The sequence below is a fragment of the Algibacter mikhailovii genome, from assembly GCF_014651495.1.
Lineage (GTDB): Bacteria > Bacteroidota > Bacteroidia > Flavobacteriales > Flavobacteriaceae > Algibacter_E > Algibacter_E mikhailovii.
Genome location: NZ_BMWZ01000003.1, coordinates 455,766 through 476,665, shown reverse-complemented (window position 1 = coordinate 476,665; position 20,900 = coordinate 455,766). Strand labels below are relative to the sequence as shown.

16 protein-coding genes are annotated in these 20,900 nt (G+C 34.4%); 6 read left to right on the top strand and 10 right to left on the bottom strand.

Features of this window, described 5'->3' with window-relative positions; all coding sequences use genetic code 11:
• Nucleotides 1-98: 98 nt before the first annotated feature.
• The gene (locus IE051_RS08210) at nucleotides 99-2,531 is read left to right on the top strand and encodes a glycoside hydrolase family 88 protein (RefSeq protein ID WP_189360293.1); all 2,433 of its coding nucleotides are present in this window, start codon (nucleotides 99-101) and stop codon (nucleotides 2,529-2,531) included.
• 39 nt (nucleotides 2,532-2,570) lie between these two features.
• On the opposite strand, the gene IE051_RS08205 is transcribed toward IE051_RS08210, so the two are convergent.
• The 3 genes from IE051_RS08205 to IE051_RS08195 all read right to left on the bottom strand — a co-directional run bounded on the left by IE051_RS08205 (nucleotide 2,571) and on the right by IE051_RS08195 (nucleotide 6,223).
• The gene (locus IE051_RS08205) at nucleotides 2,571-4,394 is read right to left on the bottom strand and encodes a sulfatase-like hydrolase/transferase (RefSeq protein WP_189360292.1); all 1,824 of its coding nucleotides are present in this window, start codon (nucleotides 4,392-4,394) and stop codon (nucleotides 2,571-2,573) included.
• A gap of 324 nt (nucleotides 4,395-4,718) precedes the next feature.
• Nucleotides 4,719-5,486, bottom strand: coding sequence for an ABC transporter ATP-binding protein (locus IE051_RS08200; protein ID WP_189360291.1), 768 nt, complete (start codon nucleotides 5,484-5,486; stop codon nucleotides 4,719-4,721).
• A complete protein-coding gene (locus IE051_RS08195; protein WP_189360290.1) occupies nucleotides 5,486-6,223 on the bottom strand; it encodes an MlaE family ABC transporter permease in 738 nt (245 codons plus the stop codon). The genes IE051_RS08200 and IE051_RS08195 overlap by 1 nt, the downstream gene beginning before the upstream one ends.
• Before the next feature lie 110 nt (nucleotides 6,224-6,333).
• Between IE051_RS08195 and pafA the strand changes: the two genes are divergently transcribed.
• The 3 genes from pafA to IE051_RS08180 all read left to right on the top strand — a co-directional run bounded on the left by pafA (nucleotide 6,334) and on the right by IE051_RS08180 (nucleotide 10,301).
• A complete protein-coding gene (gene pafA / locus IE051_RS08190; protein WP_189360289.1) occupies nucleotides 6,334-7,977 on the top strand; it encodes an alkaline phosphatase PafA in 1,644 nt (547 codons plus the stop codon).
• Between the two features lie 191 nt (nucleotides 7,978-8,168).
• A complete protein-coding gene (locus IE051_RS08185) occupies nucleotides 8,169-9,446 on the top strand; it encodes an NTP/NDP exchange transporter (RefSeq protein ID WP_189360288.1) in 1,278 nt (425 codons plus the stop codon).
• A gap of 45 nt (nucleotides 9,447-9,491) precedes the next feature.
• Nucleotides 9,492-10,301, top strand: a complete 810-nt coding sequence (locus IE051_RS08180; protein ID WP_189360287.1) for a DNA/RNA non-specific endonuclease — start codon at nucleotides 9,492-9,494, stop codon at nucleotides 10,299-10,301.
• A 23-nt stretch (nucleotides 10,302-10,324) separates the two neighbouring features.
• Here IE051_RS08180 and IE051_RS08175 read toward each other — a convergent pair whose 3' ends face one another.
• The 4 genes from IE051_RS08175 to gcvP form a co-directional block, all read right to left on the bottom strand.
• The gene (locus tag IE051_RS08175; protein ID WP_189360286.1) at nucleotides 10,325-11,173 is read right to left on the bottom strand and encodes a glycosyltransferase family 2 protein; all 849 of its coding nucleotides are present in this window, start codon (nucleotides 11,171-11,173) and stop codon (nucleotides 10,325-10,327) included.
• A gap of 48 nt (nucleotides 11,174-11,221) precedes the next feature.
• Nucleotides 11,222-11,749 (bottom strand): methyltransferase, encoded by a 528-nt coding sequence (locus IE051_RS08170; protein ID WP_189360285.1) that lies wholly within the window; start codon nucleotides 11,747-11,749, stop codon nucleotides 11,222-11,224.
• A 2-nt stretch (nucleotides 11,750-11,751) separates the two neighbouring features.
• A complete protein-coding gene (locus IE051_RS08165) occupies nucleotides 11,752-12,810 on the bottom strand; it encodes a 3-oxoacyl-ACP synthase III family protein (RefSeq protein ID WP_189360284.1) in 1,059 nt (352 codons plus the stop codon).
• Nucleotides 12,811-12,914: 104 nt separating this feature from the next.
• Nucleotides 12,915-15,764 (bottom strand): aminomethyl-transferring glycine dehydrogenase, encoded by a 2,850-nt coding sequence (gene gcvP, locus IE051_RS08160; RefSeq protein ID WP_189360283.1) that lies wholly within the window; start codon nucleotides 15,762-15,764, stop codon nucleotides 12,915-12,917.
• 199 nt (nucleotides 15,765-15,963) lie between these two features.
• Between gcvP and IE051_RS08155 the strand changes: the two genes are divergently transcribed.
• Nucleotides 15,964-16,782 carry a UbiA prenyltransferase family protein gene (locus IE051_RS08155; RefSeq protein WP_189360282.1) on the top strand — a complete coding sequence of 273 codons (819 nt, stop codon included), beginning with the start codon at nucleotides 15,964-15,966 and terminating at the stop codon, nucleotides 16,780-16,782.
• Here IE051_RS08155 and IE051_RS08150 read toward each other — a convergent pair.
• Complete coding sequence (locus tag IE051_RS08150; protein WP_189360281.1) at nucleotides 16,759-17,022, bottom strand: hypothetical protein; 264 nt, start codon at nucleotides 17,020-17,022, stop codon at nucleotides 16,759-16,761. The two genes, IE051_RS08155 and IE051_RS08150, sit on opposite strands and share 24 nt — an antisense overlap.
• Before the next feature lie 2 nt (nucleotides 17,023-17,024).
• A complete protein-coding gene (locus IE051_RS08145; RefSeq protein ID WP_189360280.1) occupies nucleotides 17,025-17,576 on the bottom strand; it encodes a sigma-70 family RNA polymerase sigma factor in 552 nt (183 codons plus the stop codon).
• Nucleotides 17,577-17,850: 274 nt separating this feature from the next.
• Between IE051_RS08145 and IE051_RS08140 the strand changes: the two genes are divergently transcribed.
• Nucleotides 17,851-18,768, top strand: a complete 918-nt coding sequence (locus tag IE051_RS08140) for an aldo/keto reductase (RefSeq protein WP_189360279.1) — start codon at nucleotides 17,851-17,853, stop codon at nucleotides 18,766-18,768.
• Nucleotides 18,769-18,775: 7 nt separating this feature from the next.
• Here the strand turns inward: IE051_RS08140 and IE051_RS08135 are convergent, their stop codons facing one another.
• Nucleotides 18,776-20,815 carry a M3 family metallopeptidase gene (locus IE051_RS08135; RefSeq protein ID WP_189360278.1) on the bottom strand — a complete coding sequence of 680 codons (2,040 nt, stop codon included), beginning with the start codon at nucleotides 20,813-20,815 and terminating at the stop codon, nucleotides 18,776-18,778.
• Nucleotides 20,816-20,900 lie beyond the last annotated feature (85 nt).

The following is a 20,900-nucleotide window of genomic DNA, read 5'->3' as shown; positions in this document are numbered from 1 at the left end:
ATAAAGGCTTTATTGAAGTTTTAATTTCTCAAAAAAAAAGACCCTTTTAAGACTATAGATTCCATATTCTTAAGAAAGTAAAATGCTAATATTTAATTATGAAAACTATAAAATTCACGGGCATTTATGTCCTTTTTTTATGTCATTTCTTGTTGGCTAGTTGCGAGTCAAACGATCCTGTTCTGAGACCGTCGGCCGATGACGTATTGGAATTAACGGAGAAAGTGGCCAATTGGCAAATTGAAACTTTTGAGGAAATGGGCCAATATAGGGCACTGCCTCCAGAGGAAGATCGTAAAAGTTGGCATAATAGAGAAAAACATCATGAATTAGATTGGACAAATGCCGCATTATATGCTGGTATGTATGAGCTAAGTCAAATATCCAATTATCCACAATATACTAATTGGCTCATTCAAATAGGACATAGAAATAAATGGCAACTAGGCGAACGGGTGTATCATGCAGATGATGATGCTGTTGGTCAACTTTATTTAAGTTTATATCAAAACGTGCGTTTAAAACATATAGTTGATAAACTGCCCTTGCAATCACGTTTTGATTCTATAATGCAGAGTAAAAAAGGTGGGGATTATCAATGGGATTGGTGTGATGCTTTATTTATGGCGCCACCCGTTTGGGCAAGGCTATCAAAAGTGACAAAAGATAGTACCTATTTGGAATATATGGATAAACAATATCATATGACATATGATGAATTATGGGACAAAGAAAATAGGTTGTTTTATAGGGATAAATCATACTTTGATAAAAAAGAGAAGAATGGTAAAAAAATATTTTGGTCGCGAGGTAATGGATGGGTGTTTGGTGGTTTGGCATTAATGATTCCAGATTTACCGGAAGATTGGAAGGGTAGAGCATTTTATGAAACCATGTTCAAAGAAATTGCAGAAACTGTCAAAAGCAGACAGCGAGCAGATGGCACATGGTCAGCAGGATTATTAGGCGACGAAAGGGATTATCCAAATATTGAAACTAGCGGTTCATCATTTTTTGCTTTTGGAATTGCATGGGGTATTAATAATGGCTTGTTAGATAAAGTAACCTACGAGCCCGTTTTATTCAAAGCATGGGATGCCTTAAAGCAATGTGTGAACGCAGACGGTATGATAGGCTATGTTCAACCCATAGGCTCGGCACCAGGATTAAGTTTTAAAGATTATACTGAAGTTTACGGGATTGGAGCCTTTCTGGCCGCAGGTACAGAATTATATAAATATATCAATGCATTTTATCCTATAGATAAAACGACCAGTAATATCACTTTCATGGAAGATGGTGGTTGGTGTTGGTATCAAGACCCAAGAGTTATAATAAGCAATGGTAAGCTTGTAATTAGTGGCCTAAGTGGACAAAGTGGCGATGTGCGTTTAGGTGTTTTTGATTTAAAAACGGAACAGCCTGATAGTACTATTGTACTTCATAAAGCTTTTCAAATAGACGACCATAATGTTCCAGCTCTGTATGAAAGGCCAGATAAAAGTATTTTAGCGGTTTGGGCCAAGCATGCGACAGAAAAAATACATTACTACAATATTTCATTACTGGATAATTATTTGATGTGGGGAGAAACCAAACGGTTTGAACATGATTACACACATAATACAGGAGTAACCTATATGAACCTTTATTATTTGAAGGATAAGAATAAATTATTTAATTTTTTCAGGGATGGTTTAACCTTCAATCCCGCATTTATTACTTCTGATGATTATGGAGAAACCTGGGGTAATAGAACACATTTTATTGCCAATGAGGTTTCTGGGCGTCATCGTCCGTATGCCAGATATTTGCAAGTAGATGACAATACTGTTGGTATATCATATACGGACGGACATCCCAGAAAGTATGGAAATAGCTTGTTTTACGTTGAGTATACCAATGACACCTTTTTTAAGAAGGACGGAACGAAAATAAAAAACTTGCTGGAAGATGGCCCTTTATATACTTTAGAAGGCGAGAAGCTATTTACTGGAAGTGAAACTACAGAGAAGGCAATTACAAATGAAAGCGTACCCAATAGTGCTTGGACTTGTGCTATGGCAAAAGATAAAAACAACTATCCGCATATTGGGTATACCCTTTATTTAAGTGATGGCGATCATAGGTATAGAATAAGCTCATGGGATGGTGAAAAATGGAATGATAGAGAAATAGCTTATGGTGGAAAGTATTTATATCATATAGAAAGCAGTTACACAGGTTTGCTTGCTTTTGATCCAATAGATCCAACGCGTGTTTATATATCTACCGATGTTGACCCATCAACTGGTGAAGACTTAGGAGGAAAGCATGAAATATATAGCGCTAAAATAAATGCAAAAGATGATATTTCCACCATAAAATGGAATCCAATAACATTGAATTCCAAGTATAGAAATATAAGGCCTATTGTAGTTGCTAACGAGGGTTATAAGGTGCTTTTATGGTTATATGGTCCTTGGTATAATTACAAGGATTATGATTCTAACATTATTGGAATAATTTTAGAGAGGCCCAAAAAAACTTAATTCAATTACTGCTTGTAATGTAATTATAAACTTTTGTTTTTATTGGACAACAATCGACCTTGTTAAAGACTGTTGTCCAGAAATCACTTTTACAAAATAGGTGCCGTTTGCAATGCTAGAATTTAAATTCAAATCAATATTATTGGAGTTTGATTGTTTAATATTCATTTCAGTTTGGACAGGCCTGCCCAAATTGTCATAAATAATAATATTAATTTTGTCGTTTAATTTTTCGTGAAATTTAATCGTTAATTCTGATTTTAAAACTGGGTTCGGATAAATATAGCCTTTAATATTTTGGTTTAATTCAATATTATCTATTGATAATGTATAACCATTAAATAACCTTTCTTGCCAAGTGTCTGGTTTGCCAGAATTTACATTGCTGTGATTATTGTTCCATGTGTTTTCCGCTCCGCTACTGTCAAAAAATAAGGGTTCTATATGAGTAAGGGACCACTCGTAAGCTTCATTAGCCATTTCGGCTAAAATACTCTTGTAAGGTTCTATGTTTGTATTTAGAGCCTGCCCGTTGTTTTCACGTATATTAGCTTCTATATCATATAAATACCAATTACGTGCATTACCTGAATTAGTCGTCTGCTGAAAGGCTTTATATTTTCCGCGTCTTATTCCTAATTTATTACTTGCCTGATGTCTTAGTGCATAGATAGATTCTCCATCTCGAGCATCTGTATTGTTTTGAACATGGTTTAGAATGTCTTTCCCAGCAAGCTCTTTGTCATTAGGAGTTGTACCATTAGCTAATGCAACAAAAGTTGGATAAAGATCTAGTGCTGACACATTAAAGTCATAGGTTTGACCAGAAGGTATCCCTTCTCCAGAGTTGGTGCTAGGCCAGTACATAAACATAGGTACTCTAAAACCACCTTCATAGGTATCTCCTTTGAAGCCGCGCAGTGGAAAGTTATTACCTCCTGCGTTATTTACAGTTTTACCGCCATTGTCACTTAAAAATACAATTAATGTGTTGTTAGTCTCTCCTTTAGCGGCCAATTCATCAACAATTCTTTGTACACCCCTGTCTACGGCATATACCATAGCAGCATAGGTGTGCCTTGTGTCATTTGCGCTATAATCAAAATTGTAGGGGTCGTTTATTAAAATGTTTTTGTCACTTTCTAAAGCCTGTATTGGGGTATGGGGGGCATTGTAAGACATGAATAAGAAAAAGGGTTGATCATCTGATGTCTCAGCATCTTGAATAAACTCAATGGCTTTGTCAGTAAACAAATCTGTAATATATTCCCCTTGAGGTTCATTAGCAGGACCTCTGGTGTTTGGCGCTTTTTGCTCAACTAAGTCTCTGTTATAGGCGCCTCCGTAACCACCATTGGCCGTTGTCTTCGTGAAAAAGTTATGACCACCATTAAGCATGCCATAAAAATAATCAAAACCTCTTGCTATAGGGTCATAGGTGGTAGATTGACCTAGATGCCACTTACCAATTATACCGGTTTTATAACCTGCATCTTTTAAAACAGTACTAAAATACGTTTCACTTAAGTCAATACCAGCTATCATATCATTTTCATTAATATTGTATTGAGATCCATATTCATGAGGGTATCTACCTGTCATTAGTCCAGCACGACTAGGACCACAAAAAGGATGCGTGACATAGGCTGATGTGAATTTAGTGCCATTTGCAGCTAAATTATCTAAGGTCGGCGATGCAATATCATTAATACTGCCATTATTATATCCAACATCAGCATAACCCATATCGTCCGTTAATATTAGAATAATATTGGGTTCATTTTGACTCATTCCAACAAAACTGGTTAAGTGCATTATGGCTAAGATGTAAAATGACTTTTTAATATTGAATTTAATTTTCATAATCAATTATATAATAGGATCTATTGCAAAACTAGCCTCTAAACCTTAAAACAAAAGGTGCTGATTTATCCATTAGGTGCAACATTTTACCCTAAATAATGGAACTGTACGTTTTCTGAGGAGAGAATTAAAGATGGATTCTCCTGTAAAGAGGATAAATATGTTAAATGGCGAAGTGTTTTTCTTTATTAGAGTATCCCTATGTTTAAAGGTGTTCTAACAGGAGAGTGGTTTGTTAATGATCATGTGAAATTTGATTAATGACTATAACCTCTGCCAAGCCTAATCAATGAAAAATGTAAAGGGGCAAAAAGAAATATACAACTATTCATTTTCTTCCAGATACATTTTACGCACTCTTTTAAATAAATTTGAGGAATAAACAAAGTCTGTAACGACTTCATTGTCTGTTTTGAAAATTGTTTTATTTGAGCCTTCCCAAGCTTTGAGTCCGTCTTTTAAAAAAACTATTTTTTCGCCAATTTCCATTACGGAATTCATATCATGGGAATTGATTACTGTGGTTATCTGATATTCATCAGTAATCTCTTGAATTAAATTATCGATAACAATGGCTGTTTTAGGATCTAATCCTGAGTTAGGTTCATCACAGAACAAATATTTCGGATTGTTTACTATGGCTCTTGCAATGGCAACACGTTTCTGCATTCCACCAGAAGCTTCACTCGGCATTTTATTGTGTGCATCTGGTAAATTAACCCGATTCAAAACAAAATCAACTCTATCTAACATTTCACTTTTACTTTGTTTGGTAAACATGCGTAATGGAAACATGACATTTTCAGCAATGGTCATGGAATCAAATAAGGCGCTGCCTTGAAAAACCATGCCAATTTCTGCTCTTAAGTTTCTTTTGTCATCTTCTGAAAGTTGAGAAAACACTTTACCGTCATAGGATATAGAACCACCTTCATAATTAAAGAGCCCCAATAAGCATTTTAAAAAAACAGTCTTTCCAGACCCACTTTGTCCAATAATCAGGTTTGTTTTTCCTTTATTGAAAGAGGTTGTTATTCCCTTTAAAATATGAGCTTCTCCAAACGATTTTTGTAAGTCTTTAACTTCAATCATTAGCTTAATAACATTTGAGTTAGCAAATAATTTAAAAGAATAATAAATACACTTGTCCAAACAAATGATGTTGTACTTGCTTTACCAACTTCAAGGGCTCCACCTTTCATATAATAACCATGATAAGAAGGAATAGTGGCTAAAAGAAAAGCAAAGACAAACGTTTTTATAAAAGCGTATGTTACATGGAACGGCGTAAAATCTGTTTGAATACCAACTATATAATCTTCAAGTGTACTAAATCCGCCATAAACGCAAGCTGCCATTCCTCCTAGAATACCTAAAAACATGGCGATAGATATTAAAAATGGGTAAAGTAAAAGCGCTATCGTTTTTGGAAAAACTAAATAATTTAAAGAATTAATACCCATAACTTCTAAAGCGTCAATTTGTTCAGTAACGCGCATTGTGCCAATACTAGAAGTGATAAAAGAACCGACTTTACCTGCCATGATAATTGAGATGAAAGTAGGTGCAAATTCCAATATAATAGATTGTCTCGTAGCGAAACCAACCAAGGATTTTGGAATTAAGGGGCTATCAATATTTAATGCCGTTTGAATAGTTACAACACCGCCAACAAAGAAGGCAATAAAGGATACTATGCCTAAGGAATTAATAATTAAGTCATCAATGTCTTTGAATATTAATTCCCGCATAACTCGCCATTTAGTAGGTTTGCGAAACATTTCAACAATCATTAAAAAATAGGCGCCTATATTACTTAGGTATGTCATACAATTTATTAATGATGCTAAAGTAAAAAAACTTATTTGTATTTAATGCTAATTTTGAATTATGATGGCATTATATATGTATTTTTGGAGCTAAGAAATTAATTATTATTATGAAACATCTTCTTTATTTTTTCTTTATTTCGGTAGTTGTAACAGGCGTACAAGCTCAAAATAAGAAAGGACAAAATGAAAGGCCTAAACTTATTGTTGGTATCGTTGTAGACCAGATGCGATATGATTATTTAACACGATTTTACGATAAGTATGGTGAGGGTGGTTTTAAGCGTATGATTAATGAGGGGTTCAATTGTAAAAACAATCATTTCAATTATATTCCTACATATACAGGGCCAGGTCATGCTTCAATTTATACTGGAACTACGCCAAAATATCATGGTATTATCGGTAATGATTGGTATGATAAGGATTTGAAATCTAGCGTAAACTGTGTTCAGGATAATGAGGTAGCACCTGTTGGAACAGAAAGTAATGATGGTAAAAAATCGCCTAAAAGGATGTTGGTAACAACGTTTGCTGATGAAAACAGATTGTTTACCCAAATGAAGGGTAAAACAATTGGTATCTCTATTAAACACAGAAGTGCAATTTTACCAGCAGGACATACTGCCAATGCTGCTTATTGGTTTGATTATGAGCATAACGGGGAAGGTCATTGGATTTCCAGTTCTTATTATATGAATGAATTGCCTAAATGGGTTGATAAGTTTAATAAATCTAATAAGGCGGAGTCGTATTTTAAGGTTTGGAACACATTGTATGACATTGATTCTTATACGGAGAGTGGTAATGATTTAAATAGTTTCGAGAGGGTGTTTAAAGGTAAAAAAACACCAACGTTTCCATATAATTTAAAAAAGCTAAGGAATGAAAATGGGAATTTTAAAATTATAACAGATTCACCTTTTGGAAACAATTTGACCACCGATTTTACTATTAATGCTATAGAAGCTGAAGAATTAGGAAGAGACCATTTTACCGATATTTTAACTGTAAGTTATTCGAGCACAGACAAAGTAGGTCATGATTTTGGAGTTAATTCTAAGGAAATAGAAGATGTTTATATTAGATTAGATCAAGACTTAGAAAGGTTGTTAAAAGCACTTGATGCCAAAGTTGGAAAAGGAGAGTATACCGTTTTTTTAACAGCTGATCATGGCGCAGTACATATTCCTAATTATTTGAAAAGTTTAAAAATCCCTTCAGACTATGTGATTTCAAAAAGAATTAGGGAGAGGTTAAATGCATTTATTATAGAAACTTTTCAGGTTACAGGTTTGATTGAAAATATGAGTAATAATCAAATATTTTTGAATCATAAAAAAATAAAGGAATCTGGATTAATTTTATCTGTTGTTCAGGAATCTATCGTGAATGAAATTATTGGCTATCAAGATATTTATAAAGCATATACAGCTGCGAGTATGAGTTCAAATTCATTTCCTCATGGCATAGAGAATCTTTTGCAAAATGGATATAATCAAAAGCGTTCAGGAGATGTTCTAATGGTATCACACCCTAGCCATATTTATTATCGTAAAACAGGTACCACGCATGGTGCGGGTTTTAATTATGATACACACGTGCCTTTACTTTTCTTCGGAAAAGGAATAAAACAGGGTGAAACATTGCAAAAAACAGTAATTCCAGATATAGCCCCAACAATGTCCGCACTTTTAGGTATTAGTTTCCCTAATGCATCTACAGGAAGTCCGTTAGAGTTTGTGCTACAATGATTTTAAGACATTTTATGTCGATTTTAATGCTATATTTATAGTGGTGTACTAAGCAAATGAGATTTCTTAATTTAGCGGTTAGGTAAATGGGATATTGTGTTTAAATGATAAATTATCTTAGTGATACATCTACAATTGGACATTTGTTATATGCAGAATTATTTTTAATAATTTAATCCTTGAAAAATAGCATGCTATCTAATCTAATACTTAAACTCACGAACATAAGAGCCTCTGAACTCAAAGCGGCCATGATGTCGTTTGTTTTTATATTCACATTAATGGCATCTTATATGATTCTAAAACCAGTAAGAGATGCCATGCCCAGTGATTGGGGAGATGTGACCTTGGCAACACAATGGACATACACCTTCATTTTCTCTACAATAGCTGTAATAGTCTACAATTTTATAGCGTCTCAAATCCAGTTACGCTATTTGGTTCCTGGCGTTTTTATTTTCTTTTCTTTTAGTTTTATATTGTTTTATTTGGCATATCAGGGTGTGTTTACAATCCCGCATATTGGAAAGGTGTTTTATGTATGGATTAGTATTTTTAGTCTTTTCCATATTTCCGTGTTTTGGGGGTTTATGACAGGGAATTTTAATAAAGAACAAGGCAAAAGAATTTTTGGGTTTATAACCACAGGAGCTAGTATTGGCGCCATTGTGGGCCCTGTAATTGTAACTTTTATAATTGACAAGGATGTTAATGAAGGCACCATTTTGTTATTTACAAGTACCTTATTGTTGATTCCCATACCCATAATTTTTTATCTCAATAGGCTATTTAAGAAAATGGCGAACCATCAGAACAACAATCAAACAACTATAAATACAAAATCATTAAGTGCTAATCCTTTATCTGGTTTTCAGGAATTTATTAGGCATCCTAGGCTTATTGGTATTGCTACCTTCATTTTTTTATTTACGGCTATTAGTGCCTTTTTTTACTTTACGCAAACCAATGTTTTAAAAGAATATGCTAGAGGAGAACGAAGGCAGATTTTAGGTAGTGTAGAGTTGATTACCAATACACTGACCATTATTTTAGGTTTTTTTGCCACCAGCAGACTAACAACTAGATTTGGTTTATCTACAACCTTATCTATAGTGCCATTTTTTATTGCCATATTCATGTTGTTGATAGGCGTCCATCCTGCGGTTTGGATGGTTTTGGGACTTCAAATTATCAGGCGATCAGGGAATTATGCCATTACGCGACCAAGTAGAGAAATTCTTTTTACAACAGTAGATAATGAAGCGCGTTTCAAAACAAAACCTTTTATTGATGTGGCTATTTATAGGGGAGGTGATGTTTTTTGGATTTGGGTCATAGCTCTTTTAGGCGAGGGATACTTTAATTTGTCTCTAACACCTATATTAGTTATCTGCAGTGTTATTGCTGTGATTTGGGGGGTAGTAGGGCTAAGACTTGGTAGGAAATTTGATAAAGAAAATAATATTTAGCTAGGAGCATTTAATTTTTCAGGAATCCTTATTGTTTAAGAAACTTTGAATAAAAAAAATCTATATTCAGTTATTGCTGCTCTAATTCTTTTGGGTGTTTTTGCGTACAATCATTTTTTGGATGAAAAAGAAAAGGCAGAAATTGTTGAAATCGGAAATACGATAAAAACGAATACCAATGAATACTTTTTGCCGACAAGCACCCATGGACAGATTGTCCATCATGAGGGCTATTCACTGTCTTATAGTGAGCCACATGAGCAAGCGGAATGGGTTGCCTATGAACTAAAAAAAGCCCATTTATCCTCCAGTAATTTTAAGCGCCCTTATTTTGAAATAGATGACGCTGTTAAAACGGGCGCAGCACATTGGAGGAATTATAAACAATCTGGTTTTGATAAGGGACATTTATGTCCGGCAGGAGATAGACGGTATAGTAAATTTGCTCATGATGAAACATTTTTGACTAGTAATATTAGTCCGCAAGAGCATGAATTTAATGCAGGTATTTGGAATAAGCTAGAGCAGAAGGTACGCTACTGGGCCGGCAAATATGATGGTGTTTTTGTGATCACAGGAGGTGTTTTAAAAGACGCTATGAAAACAATAGGCGCTGAACAGGTGGCAGTGCCCAATATGTTTTATAAGGTATTGATGGATTATAATAATGGAGATCCAAAAATAATAGCCTTTTTATTGCCGCATGAAAAATCTAATAAACCGTTATACGAATTTGTGGTCTCTGTTGATGTTATTGAAGATTTAACCGGTATTGATTTTTTTAGTCAGCTTGATGACGGTATTGAAAATAAACTGGAAGCGTCAAGCAGTTATAAAAATTGGAGTTTTAATTGATTTATGAAGATTTAGTAGTTGCTTTATTTTAACTTTCTAAGCATCCCTTTCCATCTTAAGTTTCTTATAAATTCACCTTCTTGATCTGAAACTAAATAGGGTGTTTTAGATTTTTGAGCTTTGAAGAACCCTGACATATAATCTAAAAACAAAGAGAAATTCCTTTTTTTATAGGCCAGTTTTAAAGCTGAAATTAATGTAATTATAAAGCCATAACGCATTTTGTACATAGCTTCTCCTTGTAAATACTTTGAGGCTTTATTATAGCTAACTCCTGTAGGTTTTAAATGTTTAACATATAATGTTTCATCAGTCAAGATTTCCCAATCATAATATTTAGCCAAAAGTTCGTCAATGGTATCCCAACCCATTGAGGGTTTTAGTTTGCCAATTTCAAGAAAACAAGATTTTCTGTAAGCTTTTAAAGCACCTCGAATATGGTCTTTTCTCGTCAGGTTTTCCAATATCCAATCGCCTTTTTTTTCTATATAACAAAAACCAGACGCCATCCCTAACTTAGGGTTATGATTAAAATGTGAGGCTAGTTGTTCTAAATAGTTTACAGGAAAAATCAAATCGGCGTCAAACTTACAGATGATATCATATTGTTCATCTAATGTTTGGTATCCTTTATAAAAGGCATTTATTATTTTGGTCCCAGGTAAATGTTCGTTCGAAGATTTTGAATTTACTAAAGTAATAAAAGAATGTTTTTCAGAGTAACTTTTAATAATGGCTGCCGTATTATCGGTTGAATTATCATTAACAACTACAACTTTTCGAGGTAGTAAGGTTTGTTTGCACAAAGAATCTAGAGTTAAGCCTATAGAAGTTTCCTCGTTATGAGCAGGAATAATGATGTAGAAATTCATTTTGTAAATTCAATGTTTAAATTCCGATATCATAGATGATAATTCATCCTATTTAACAATTCTTTCGGCATATACGATATAGTACCTTGGCGTAAACCAGCGTAGAATTGGGCGTAATCCAATTTTTTTGGTAGGGTTGGTCCATTTTTGTCTATCAATAATACGCCATCCAGCTTTTTCTAAAAGCCAATCAAATTGCCAGTCTTCAAATTCATGGTAATGTCTGTCTAGCATATCGGTCTTACTACGATATGCAGACGAAAACCAAAGTTTTAAAGGGACACTAGCTACTAATTTGTCAGATTTGATAGCTTTTAATACGGTGAAAGGTGATAATAAATGTTCGAAAATTTCAAATGCAGTCACTGCATCTGAAATTGAATTGTCAATAGTTGTAGTGAAAAGGTCTAGATCTTCCCCTTGGGTGTTTTCGACAGTAAAACCATGTTCTTGCATGATTTTAGTAAAAGGATTTACAACCCCTAAATCCAATATTGTTTCTGAAGTAGACACATGTTTTTTTAAGAATTCAAGGGTGTGCTTGAATCGTTTGTTAGGGAATGTATGCTCGTACATGGCTACTGCTTATAAATAAAGGCATTAATATTCATACCAGCGCCTACACTTGCAAAAATAATAATATCGCCTTTGTTTATTTCCTGATTTTCCATGCCGCCATTTAAAATTATATCATATAAAGTGGGTACCGTAGCAACGCTAGAATTCCCAAGTTTTCCAATTGACATGGGCATGATGCCTTCTGGCGGTTCTTGGTCGAAAAGTTCATAAAATCGCTTGACAATAGCTTCATCCATTTTCTCATTCGCCTGATGAATTAGAATTTTCTTGACGTCGCTAATTTGATATCCACTGGCATCTAAACAAGACTTCATAGCCATAGGCACATTAGTAAGTGCAAACTCATAAATTTTTCGGCCATACATTTTAATGTATCTTCTATCTTCTTTAATCTCTGGGTTGTTTGTTTCACCAAAGTAAATGAAGTGTGCCTCATCAAGGGCAAAAGTAGCTGAATCATGGGTTATTATACCACCTTCATCATCTGTAGTTTCAAGAACTACTGCGCCAGCTCCATCGCTATATATCATAGAATCCCTATCGTGAGGGTCAATGATACGGGATAGCGTTTCGGCCCCAATGACTAAACATTTTTTAGCAATACCCGCTTTTATAAAAGCATTAGCCTGAATAACACCTTCTATCCAGCCTGGGCAACCAAAAAGCACATCATAGCCAACGCATTTTGGGTTTTTAATTTGCAAGAGGTGTTTAACTCTAGATGCAATACTAGGTACTGTATCACTTTGACTGCTGTCATGTCTAACATCTCCGTAATTATGAGCAACAATAATATAATCTAATTCTTCACGATTGATATTGGCTTTTTCTATGGCTTTTTCAGCCGCAAATGAAGCGATGTCAGAAGTTGTTAAATGATTTTTTGCGTATCGTCTTTCGGCAATCCCTGTGATTGCTTTAAATTTTTTAACAATAACTTCAGTAGGTGCTTTTATTGAGGAACCATCACTATTTAAAAATTCATGATTGTGAAAATCTTCATTTTTTTCAATTTTAGAAGGAATATAACTTCCTGTTCCGGTTATTTTTATATTCATAAATTAGATAAATCGCCTTTAAAAGTTAGGTGACAAGCAATATAAACGCTTTAATTTAAAGCGAAAATCTATTTAGTTGCATTTTACGATGTTCAACTGCTATTTTATGCTTCAGCGTAAGCCTCAATAGGAGTACAGGAGCAAATTAGATTTCGATCGCCATAGGCATCATCCACGCGTCTCACACTAGGCCAAAATTTATTGTCTCTTAAATAATTTAAAGGAAAAGCAGCTGTTTTACGCGAATATGGTAAGAGCCACTCATCAGCAGTAATCATTTCTAAAGTGTGCGGAGCATTTTTAAGAACATTATTAGTGTCTTCTTTTGAAACCGCATCTATTTCTTTTTTTATTGAAATCATGGCATCACAGAACCTGTCAATTTCCGCTTTACTTTCGCTTTCCGTTGGTTCTATCATTAATGTTCCAGGAACTGGGAATGATACTGTAGGCGCATGAAATCCATAATCCATTAATCGTTTGGCAATATCAGTAACTTCAATGCCATTGGCTTTAAATGGTCTGCAATCTACAATCATTTCATGAGCAGCTCGGCCACGCTCTCCAGAATACAAAGTATCATAACTACCTTCTAGACGGTGCTTAATATAATTGGCGTTTAAAATGGCAATTTTTGTGGATTCAGTAAGTCCTTCCGAACCAAGCATTTTAATATAGCCATAAGAAATAAGGCAAGCTAAAGCAGAACCAAAAGGTGCCGCCGAGATAGCCGTTATGGCTTTTTCTCCGCCTGTCTTAATAATAGGGTTTCCTGGTAAGAATGGCACAAGTTGTTTCGCCACGCAAATAGGGCCTACTCCAGGACCACCGCCGCCATGAGGGATGGCAAAAGTTTTGTGTAAATTTAAGTGACATACGTCTGCTCCAATATTGCCAGGATTTGTTAACCCAACTTGAGCGTTCATATTTGCACCATCCATATACACTTGTCCACCATTATCATGTATGATTTTAGTTATTTCTTTTATGGCAGATTCATAAACACCATGTGTAGAGGGATAGGTAACCATTAATGCTGATAAATTATCAGCATGTAATAAGGCTTTTTCTCTTAAATCATCTACATCAATATTACCTTCTGCGGTGGATTTAGTCACAACAACTTTCATGCCTGCCATAACAGCGCTTGCAGGATTTGTTCCATGCGCCGAGGAAGGAATTAAGCAAATATTTCTATGATGATCACCACGAGATTCATGGTAGGCTTTGATAACCATTAGTCCAGCAAATTCCCCTTGTGCACCAGAATTTGGTTGTAAGGACGTAGCAGCAAAACCGGTGATTTCTGTTAATTGATCTTCTAGCTCTTTTAAAATTGTTAAATAGCCTTTAGCTTGTTTTAAAGGGGCGAACGGGTGAATATTTCCCCACTTAAACCAACTTAAAGGAAGCATTTCTGAAGCTGCATTTAATTTCATTGTGCAAGAACCTAAAGAAATCATAGAATGGTTTAGAGCTAAATCTTTACGTTCTAAAAATTTAATGTAGCGCATTAATTCTGTTTCTGAATGATGTTTATTAAACACCGGTTCTTTTAAGAAATCAGAAGTTCTTCTAAGCTGTTCAGGAATATTATTGTGTTTGTCAATCGATGAAATGACTATAGTCTCTTTGTTTGCGGCTTCTGCAAAAACAGCTATTAAATAATTAATATCCCTAATAGATGTTGTTTCATTGATGGAAACTGTTACAGTATTCTTGCTTGGGTAATAAAGGTTTACTTTTTTCTCTGACGCAACTCTTTTTATGTTTTTTGCTTTGGTTTTTATTCTAAGTGTATCAAAGTATGCGTCATTCATTAGCTTATAACCCAATGCTTCTAATGCATTAGCCAGTGTAGCCGCTTTATTGTGTACTTTATTTGCGATAAACTTTAAGCCTTCAGGACCATGATAAACAGCGTACATACCTGCCATAACCGCCAAAAGAACTTGTGCTGTACAAATATTTGAAGTGGCTTTAGCCCGTTTAATATGTTGCTCTCGGGTTTGTAATGCCATTCTAAGTGCTCGGTTACCATTCGTGTCTTTAGAGACGCCAATAATACGTCCTGGTAATTCACGCTTATAAGCCTCTTTTGTTGCAAAATATGCAGCATGAGGACCACCGTATCCCATAGGTATACCAAAACGCTGGGTTGTACCTAGTACTACATCAGCACCAAATTTCCCGGGAGCTTCTAGTTTTACTAAGCTTAAAATATCGGCTGCAACGGCCACCTTAATGCCAACATTATTTGCTTGACCGATAAATGATTTTATATCTGTAATCTTACCGTTTTTACCTGGATATTGTAAAATGGCACCAAAGAAATCAGATGAAAAATCAAAGGTGTCTTCATTGCCTATAACGAGCTCTATACCAATTGGAGTTGCTCTAGTATGAAGTAATGAAAGTGTCTGTGGTAAGATGTTTTTTGAAACGAAAAATTTATTAATTCCGGCCTTCTTTTGATCACGTTCACGTACCGCAAAAAGTAGACTCATGGCTTCAGCCGCAGCAGTACTTTCATCAAGTAAGGAGGCATTGGCAATTTCCATACCTGTTAAATCAATAACCATAGTTTGAAAATTAAGCAAGGCTTCTAGTCTACCTTGTGCTATTTCAGCTTGGTAAGGCGTATAGGCCGTATACCATCCGGGATTTTCTAATATGTTTCGTTGTATTACAGCAGGCATTACGGTAGGGTGATAACCTAAGCCAATATATGTTTTCCGTGCTTTGTTGAGCTTAGAAAGATCATGAATATGTAATAAATACTCATGCTCTGTCATAGGATCATCTAAATTAAGCGGGGCTTTTAATTTAATATCATCAGGGATAGTTTCATATATTAATTGTTCTAATGATTCTAGCCCTAAGGCCTTTAACATAAGGTTTTGATCTTCCTCCCTTGGACCAATATGACGTAGTGCAAAAGCATTTGTATTCATCAATCTTTTTTTTTATTAAGTAATTCGCAAAATTAAGTAATATTCATGGCGTTTTATTACATTATAGTGAAAGTTTTTATCCATTTTAAGTCTTTATTAACATAATGTTGTTCTAGTATTGAGATTATCATAATAAAATAAAAGTTGAATTAAGCTAGAATGAAATCCCTAGAAGGAATGGTATGTTTATTTTTGCTGAATGAAGATGCTAAAACAGCTTTTAAATTTCTATATCAACAGCAGTATACATGTAGCTCTAGCAGTTTACGCCCTAACATGGATTACATTATTAGAATTGGGGTTACATTATGACGAGGCCGTTTTATACTTTGTATTTTACGCGTCAATAACGGGATATAATTTTGTGAAATATTTTGGATTGGTTAAATTTCATCATAGAAAATTGGCCAATTGGCTTAAGTTGATTCAGGTTCTTTCTTTTATTTGTTTTTTATTGATGTGCTTTTATGGGTATCAACTGCAGGGAAGGACACTATTAATTATAGGGATATGTGCTGTGCTTACTTTTTTCTATGCCATCCCATTTTTTAAGAAGAGAGCACATACCTTAAGAAGTATTGAAGGGCTTAAAGTATTTGTGATAGCTCTTGTTTGGACGAGTGCTACGGTATTGATTCCCGTAATTAATGAGGAATATTCTATTAATAAGAACGTGGTTTTAATAACGATTCAGCGTTTTATATATGTTTTAGTACTCATGATTCCTTTTGAAATAAGGGACCTCAAATTTGATAACCTAGCACTGAAAACAGTTCCTCAAAAATTAGGTGTTAAGGGCACTAAAATTTTAGGGATAATTTTACTAATGGTCCTTTTGATATTAGAAGTGCTAAAAGACAATTGGGGCGTTGTAAATATGGTTAGATTAATTACGATAACAGGAATTACGGGTATGCTAGTGTTTTTTTCTAAAACCGACCAAAGCAAGTATTATAGTTCGTTTTGGGTTGAAGGATTACCTGTAGTGTGGCTTTTACTCTGGTTGATTTTTAGCTAACGCTTTTTCAAATTCCTTTTTCATGGCTTCCTTACTCTTGTCATCTAAGCAATCAATTTTAGAGTCTTTGAGCAATTTTGTAAGTTTTCCATTATTTGAAGAATACTTTCTGCAAGCTGAACAATAAATTAAATGTAAATTAAGAATTATTTTTTCCCAAAGCGTAGACTCCTTATATTGTGTTTTATCACAAACATGATTTGCTTCATTACAGGGCATAAATATTTTTACCTTACTCATAATTAAAACCAATTTTCTTTTAAACAATCTGCCATCGCAGTTCGAGCGCGATGAATGATTACCCAGAGGTTAGACGCTGTAATATTTAGTTCATTACAAATTGTTTCTGTTTCATGACCAAGTATTGTTTTCATTTTAAATACATTGGCTTGCTTTGCAGGGAGTTTTCCTAGGCAGTTTTGTATGGCATCACCAAGTTCTTGATTTTGTAAGGTGTCTTCAGCAGTTTTATCAAAAGGGTCTGCTACGCGCTCTTCTAGCCAATCACCCTCACTTTCAGATTCTTTATAGTTAATTCTAACTTCAGCTTTACCTTTATTAGAATTTATTTTTCGGTAATGATCTATGATTTTTCGCTTTAATATAGAGATGAGCCATGTGCGCTCAGTGGCTTCACCCTTAAAGTTTTTCATAGACTTTAAACCAGCTAAAAATGTGTCTTGAACCAAATCTTGAGCAATTACCCGGTCACTCACTCTAGAAATGGTATAATTGAATAAGTAGTCGGAATACAAATCGATCCAATTATTCGGGTTTATTTGACGGCTAGACATTATTTACATCGTTTTCTTAGAATCAAAAATAGGTTAAATTATTGAATATTTTACTGTAGTTTTTCGTATGTTTTTTGGGGTTATAAATTTGTGTTGGGTAAAGGAAGTCCAATAAATTAGAAGTGAATAAAGAAATTAATTTTAGTCAAAAGCTTAAATAAAGTTTTGTGAATTCCCATTAGCAGTATTAATTGATGGAAGTAAGAACTACCTTCAAATAGGACGTTTAATTCTCAGCTGATTTTATTATCTTTAGAATATGATGAATAAAAACATGACTAGAAGAGACGTTTTAAGATTATCTGGACTGGCCGGAGCTAGTTTAGTAATAGGGCCTTTATTGTCATCATTTAATATAGAAACTGGTATGCTATTACGAAAAATTCCCATGTCCAATCAATTATTGCCCGTTATTGGGTTGGGGACATGGCAAACTTTTGATGTTGGAAATTCAGAAGAAGAAAGTAAAGTGTTAACTCAAGTCTTGGTAGAGATGAATAGGCTAGGCGGTCGTTTGATAGATTCTTCACCAATGTATGGAAATTCAGAAAAAGTTGTTGGTGATTTAACACAAGCCACTCGTTTTAGTAATGATTTGTTTTATGCCACAAAGGTTTGGACAAGTGGAAAAGAAGCTGGCATGAAGCAGATGGAAACCTCCTTTAAGTTAATGCAAAGGGATAAAATGGATTTAATGCAAATCCATAATTTGGTGGATTGGAAAATACATGTCAAAACACTTAAAACATGGAAGGCGCAAGGGAAAATAAAATATTGGGGAATTACGCATTACACAGATTCATCTCATAATGAGCTTGAAAAAGTAATTAAAAGTGAACAGCCCGATTTTGTACAATTTAATTATTCTATTTTGTCTCGCAACGCAGAAAAATCCCTTTTTGAGACCATTAGAAAATATAAAACGGCAACTTTAATTAATAGACCTTTTGAACAGGGTAATTTATTTAGAATGACCAAAGGAAAGGAAATTCCAACTTGGGCAAAAGATTATGATATTTATAGTTGGGGGCAATTTTTCTTAAAGTTTATCCTATCCAATGAATTGGTGACATGCGTTATTCCGGGCACGTCAAAACCGCATCATATGATTGATAATATGACAGCAGGTTATGGAAAAATACCCGATACAAAAACTAGAGAGAAAATGTATAGCTATTTAAAAAAAATGTGAACTCATACTAGTTCTCTATTAGTCCCGCGCGTCTCAATAAAGCTTCAGGTTTAGGTTCTTGCCCTCTAAAACGTTTGTATAATGTCATTGGGTTCTCTGTCCCGCCTTTAGAAAGTACATTGTCTTTGAATTTCTGTGCAATCTCCTTGTTGAATATACCTGTTTCTTTAAAATATTCAAAAGCATCCGCGTCTAAAACCTCAGCCCATTTGTAACTGTAATATCCTGAAGAATAACCCCCTTGAAAAATATGGGAGAATGACGTACTCATGCAAGTTTCATTGGTTTCAGGGTAAAGAGTTACATGCTCGAACGCTTCTTTTTCATGACCTTTAACATTCTTTATTTTTGATGGGTCTTGTCCGTGCCAACTCATATCCAGTAATCCAAAACTTATTTGGCGCAAGGTTTGCATACCTTCATGAAACGTTGCCGATTTTTTAATCTTTTCAATTAAATCCATTGGAATGACTTCACCTGTTTCATAATGCGTCGCAAACAGTTCTAAAGCTTCTTTTTCATAACACCAATTTTCAAGTATTTGACTCGGTAGTTCAACAAAATCCCAATATACATTTGTGCCTGATAAACTTGGGTAGGTGGTGTTGGCAAGCATACCATGCAGTGCATGTCCAAATTCGTGAAATAGGGTAGTGACTTCATTAAAAGTTAATAAAGAAGGCTTGCTTTTCGTTGGTTTTGTAAAATTACAAACGATGGATATATGCGGTCTGCTATTTATAGAATCTTTGATGTATTGCGGTTTATAGGAGGTCATCCATGCACCATTTCGTTTTCCTGCTCTTGGAAAAAAATCAGCATAAAAAACAGAAACTAAATCACCAGAGGCATTACTCACTTTATAGGTTAAAACATCCTCATGGTATTTGTCAATATCATGAATTTCTTCAAAATTTAAATCGAATAATATATTAGTAATCTTAAATGCACCATCTATGACATTTTCTAATTTGAAGTAGGGCTTCAATAGTTCGTCATCTAAACTAAATAATTTCTGTTTTAACTTTTCGGCATAATAGGAACCATCCCATTTTTCAAGTTCATCAATATTATCTAAATCTTTAGCAAATGATTCAAGGTTCTTGAATTCTTTCTCTGCTGCAGGTTTTGCTTTTAATAGTAATTCATTTAAAAAGGCCTGTACTTTCTCAGGGGTTTCAGCCATGCGTTCTTCGAGAACAAACTCGGCATGAGTAGTATAGCCTAAAAGATTAGCGCGCTTATGTCTTAAATTGGTAATTTCAAGTACATTTTCTTGGTTGTCTAATGCATCACCTTTAAAAGATTTACTACCTGCTGCAAGGGTGATTTTTTTTCGCAATTCGCGATTGTTTGAATATGTAACAAAAGGAATATAGCTCGGGTAATCTAAAGTAAATAGCCAACCTTCTTTTTCTTTTGATTCTGCCATTTGTTTGGCGGCCTCTTTTGTTCCTTCGGGTAAGCCGGATAAATCATTTTCATCCGTAATTAGCATTTCAAATTTATTGGTTTCTGCTAGAACATTTTCCCCAAACTTTAATTTAAGCTGGCTTAGTTTTTTGTCAATCTCGCGTAATTGGTTCTTTTTATCTTCAGATAAATTGGCTCCGTTTCTTGAGAAACTTTTATATCTTTTGTCAAGTAGTGTTTTTTGTTCTGCAGTTAAATCTAAAGATTCTTTAATATCATAAATGGCCTTAACGCGCTTAAATAAATCCTCGTTTAAAGTAATGTCATTGCTGAACTCTGACAGTAAAGGGGAGATCTCTTGAGCAATTTTTTGAATTTCTTCATTGGTTTCTGCCGAATTCAAATTAAAAAATATACTCGATATGCGATCTAATTGCTCGCCTGAGAAATCTAATGCCACAATAGTATTTTCAAAGGTTGCGGCAGCCTCATTAGTTGTGATAAGATCAATTTCTTTTCTTGCCAGAGCTATAGCTTCCTTAAATGTTGGTAAATAATCTTCATTTTCAATATTTGAGAATGGAGGTGTGTTATATTTAGTATTAAATGGGGTAATGAGTGTTTTTTTTATCATTTTGTCAGAGAATATGTTAAAATCTAGCATACTATGTATGCATAGTAGATTTTTTTATACTTTTGCCAGAGCAAATTTGCTGAGT

Excerpts from the sequence above, each read along its gene's own strand:
- IE051_RS08175 (WP_189360286.1), bottom strand. The coding sequence starts at position 11,173 with ATGAATTTCTACATCATTATTCCTGCTCATAACGAGGAAACTTCTATA.
- IE051_RS08155 (WP_189360282.1), top strand. The coding sequence starts at position 15,964 with ATGAAGATGCTAAAACAGCTTTTAAATTTCTATATCAACAGCAGTATA.
- IE051_RS08170 (WP_189360285.1), bottom strand. The coding sequence starts at position 11,749 with ATGTACGAGCATACATTCCCTAACAAACGATTCAAGCACACCCTTGAA.
- IE051_RS08205 (WP_189360292.1), bottom strand. The coding sequence starts at position 4,394 with ATGAAAATTAAATTCAATATTAAAAAGTCATTTTACATCTTAGCCATA.
- IE051_RS08150 (WP_189360281.1), bottom strand. The coding sequence starts at position 17,022 with ATGAGTAAGGTAAAAATATTTATGCCCTGTAATGAAGCAAATCATGTT.
- pafA (WP_189360289.1), top strand. The coding sequence starts at position 6,334 with ATGAAACATCTTCTTTATTTTTTCTTTATTTCGGTAGTTGTAACAGGC.
- IE051_RS08185 (WP_189360288.1), top strand. The coding sequence starts at position 8,169 with ATGCTATCTAATCTAATACTTAAACTCACGAACATAAGAGCCTCTGAA.
- IE051_RS08165 (WP_189360284.1), bottom strand. The coding sequence starts at position 12,810 with ATGAATATAAAAATAACCGGAACAGGAAGTTATATTCCTTCTAAAATT.
- IE051_RS08140 (WP_189360279.1), top strand. The coding sequence starts at position 17,851 with ATGACTAGAAGAGACGTTTTAAGATTATCTGGACTGGCCGGAGCTAGT.
- IE051_RS08210 (WP_189360293.1), top strand. The coding sequence starts at position 99 with ATGAAAACTATAAAATTCACGGGCATTTATGTCCTTTTTTTATGTCAT.
- IE051_RS08195 (WP_189360290.1), bottom strand. The coding sequence starts at position 6,223 with ATGACATACCTAAGTAATATAGGCGCCTATTTTTTAATGATTGTTGAA.
- IE051_RS08135 (WP_189360278.1), bottom strand. The coding sequence starts at position 20,815 with ATGATAAAAAAAACACTCATTACCCCATTTAATACTAAATATAACACA.
- IE051_RS08200 (WP_189360291.1), bottom strand. The coding sequence starts at position 5,486 with ATGATTGAAGTTAAAGACTTACAAAAATCGTTTGGAGAAGCTCATATT.
- gcvP (WP_189360283.1), bottom strand. The coding sequence starts at position 15,764 with ATGAATACAAATGCTTTTGCACTACGTCATATTGGTCCAAGGGAGGAA.
- IE051_RS08145 (WP_189360280.1), bottom strand. The coding sequence starts at position 17,576 with ATGTCTAGCCGTCAAATAAACCCGAATAATTGGATCGATTTGTATTCC.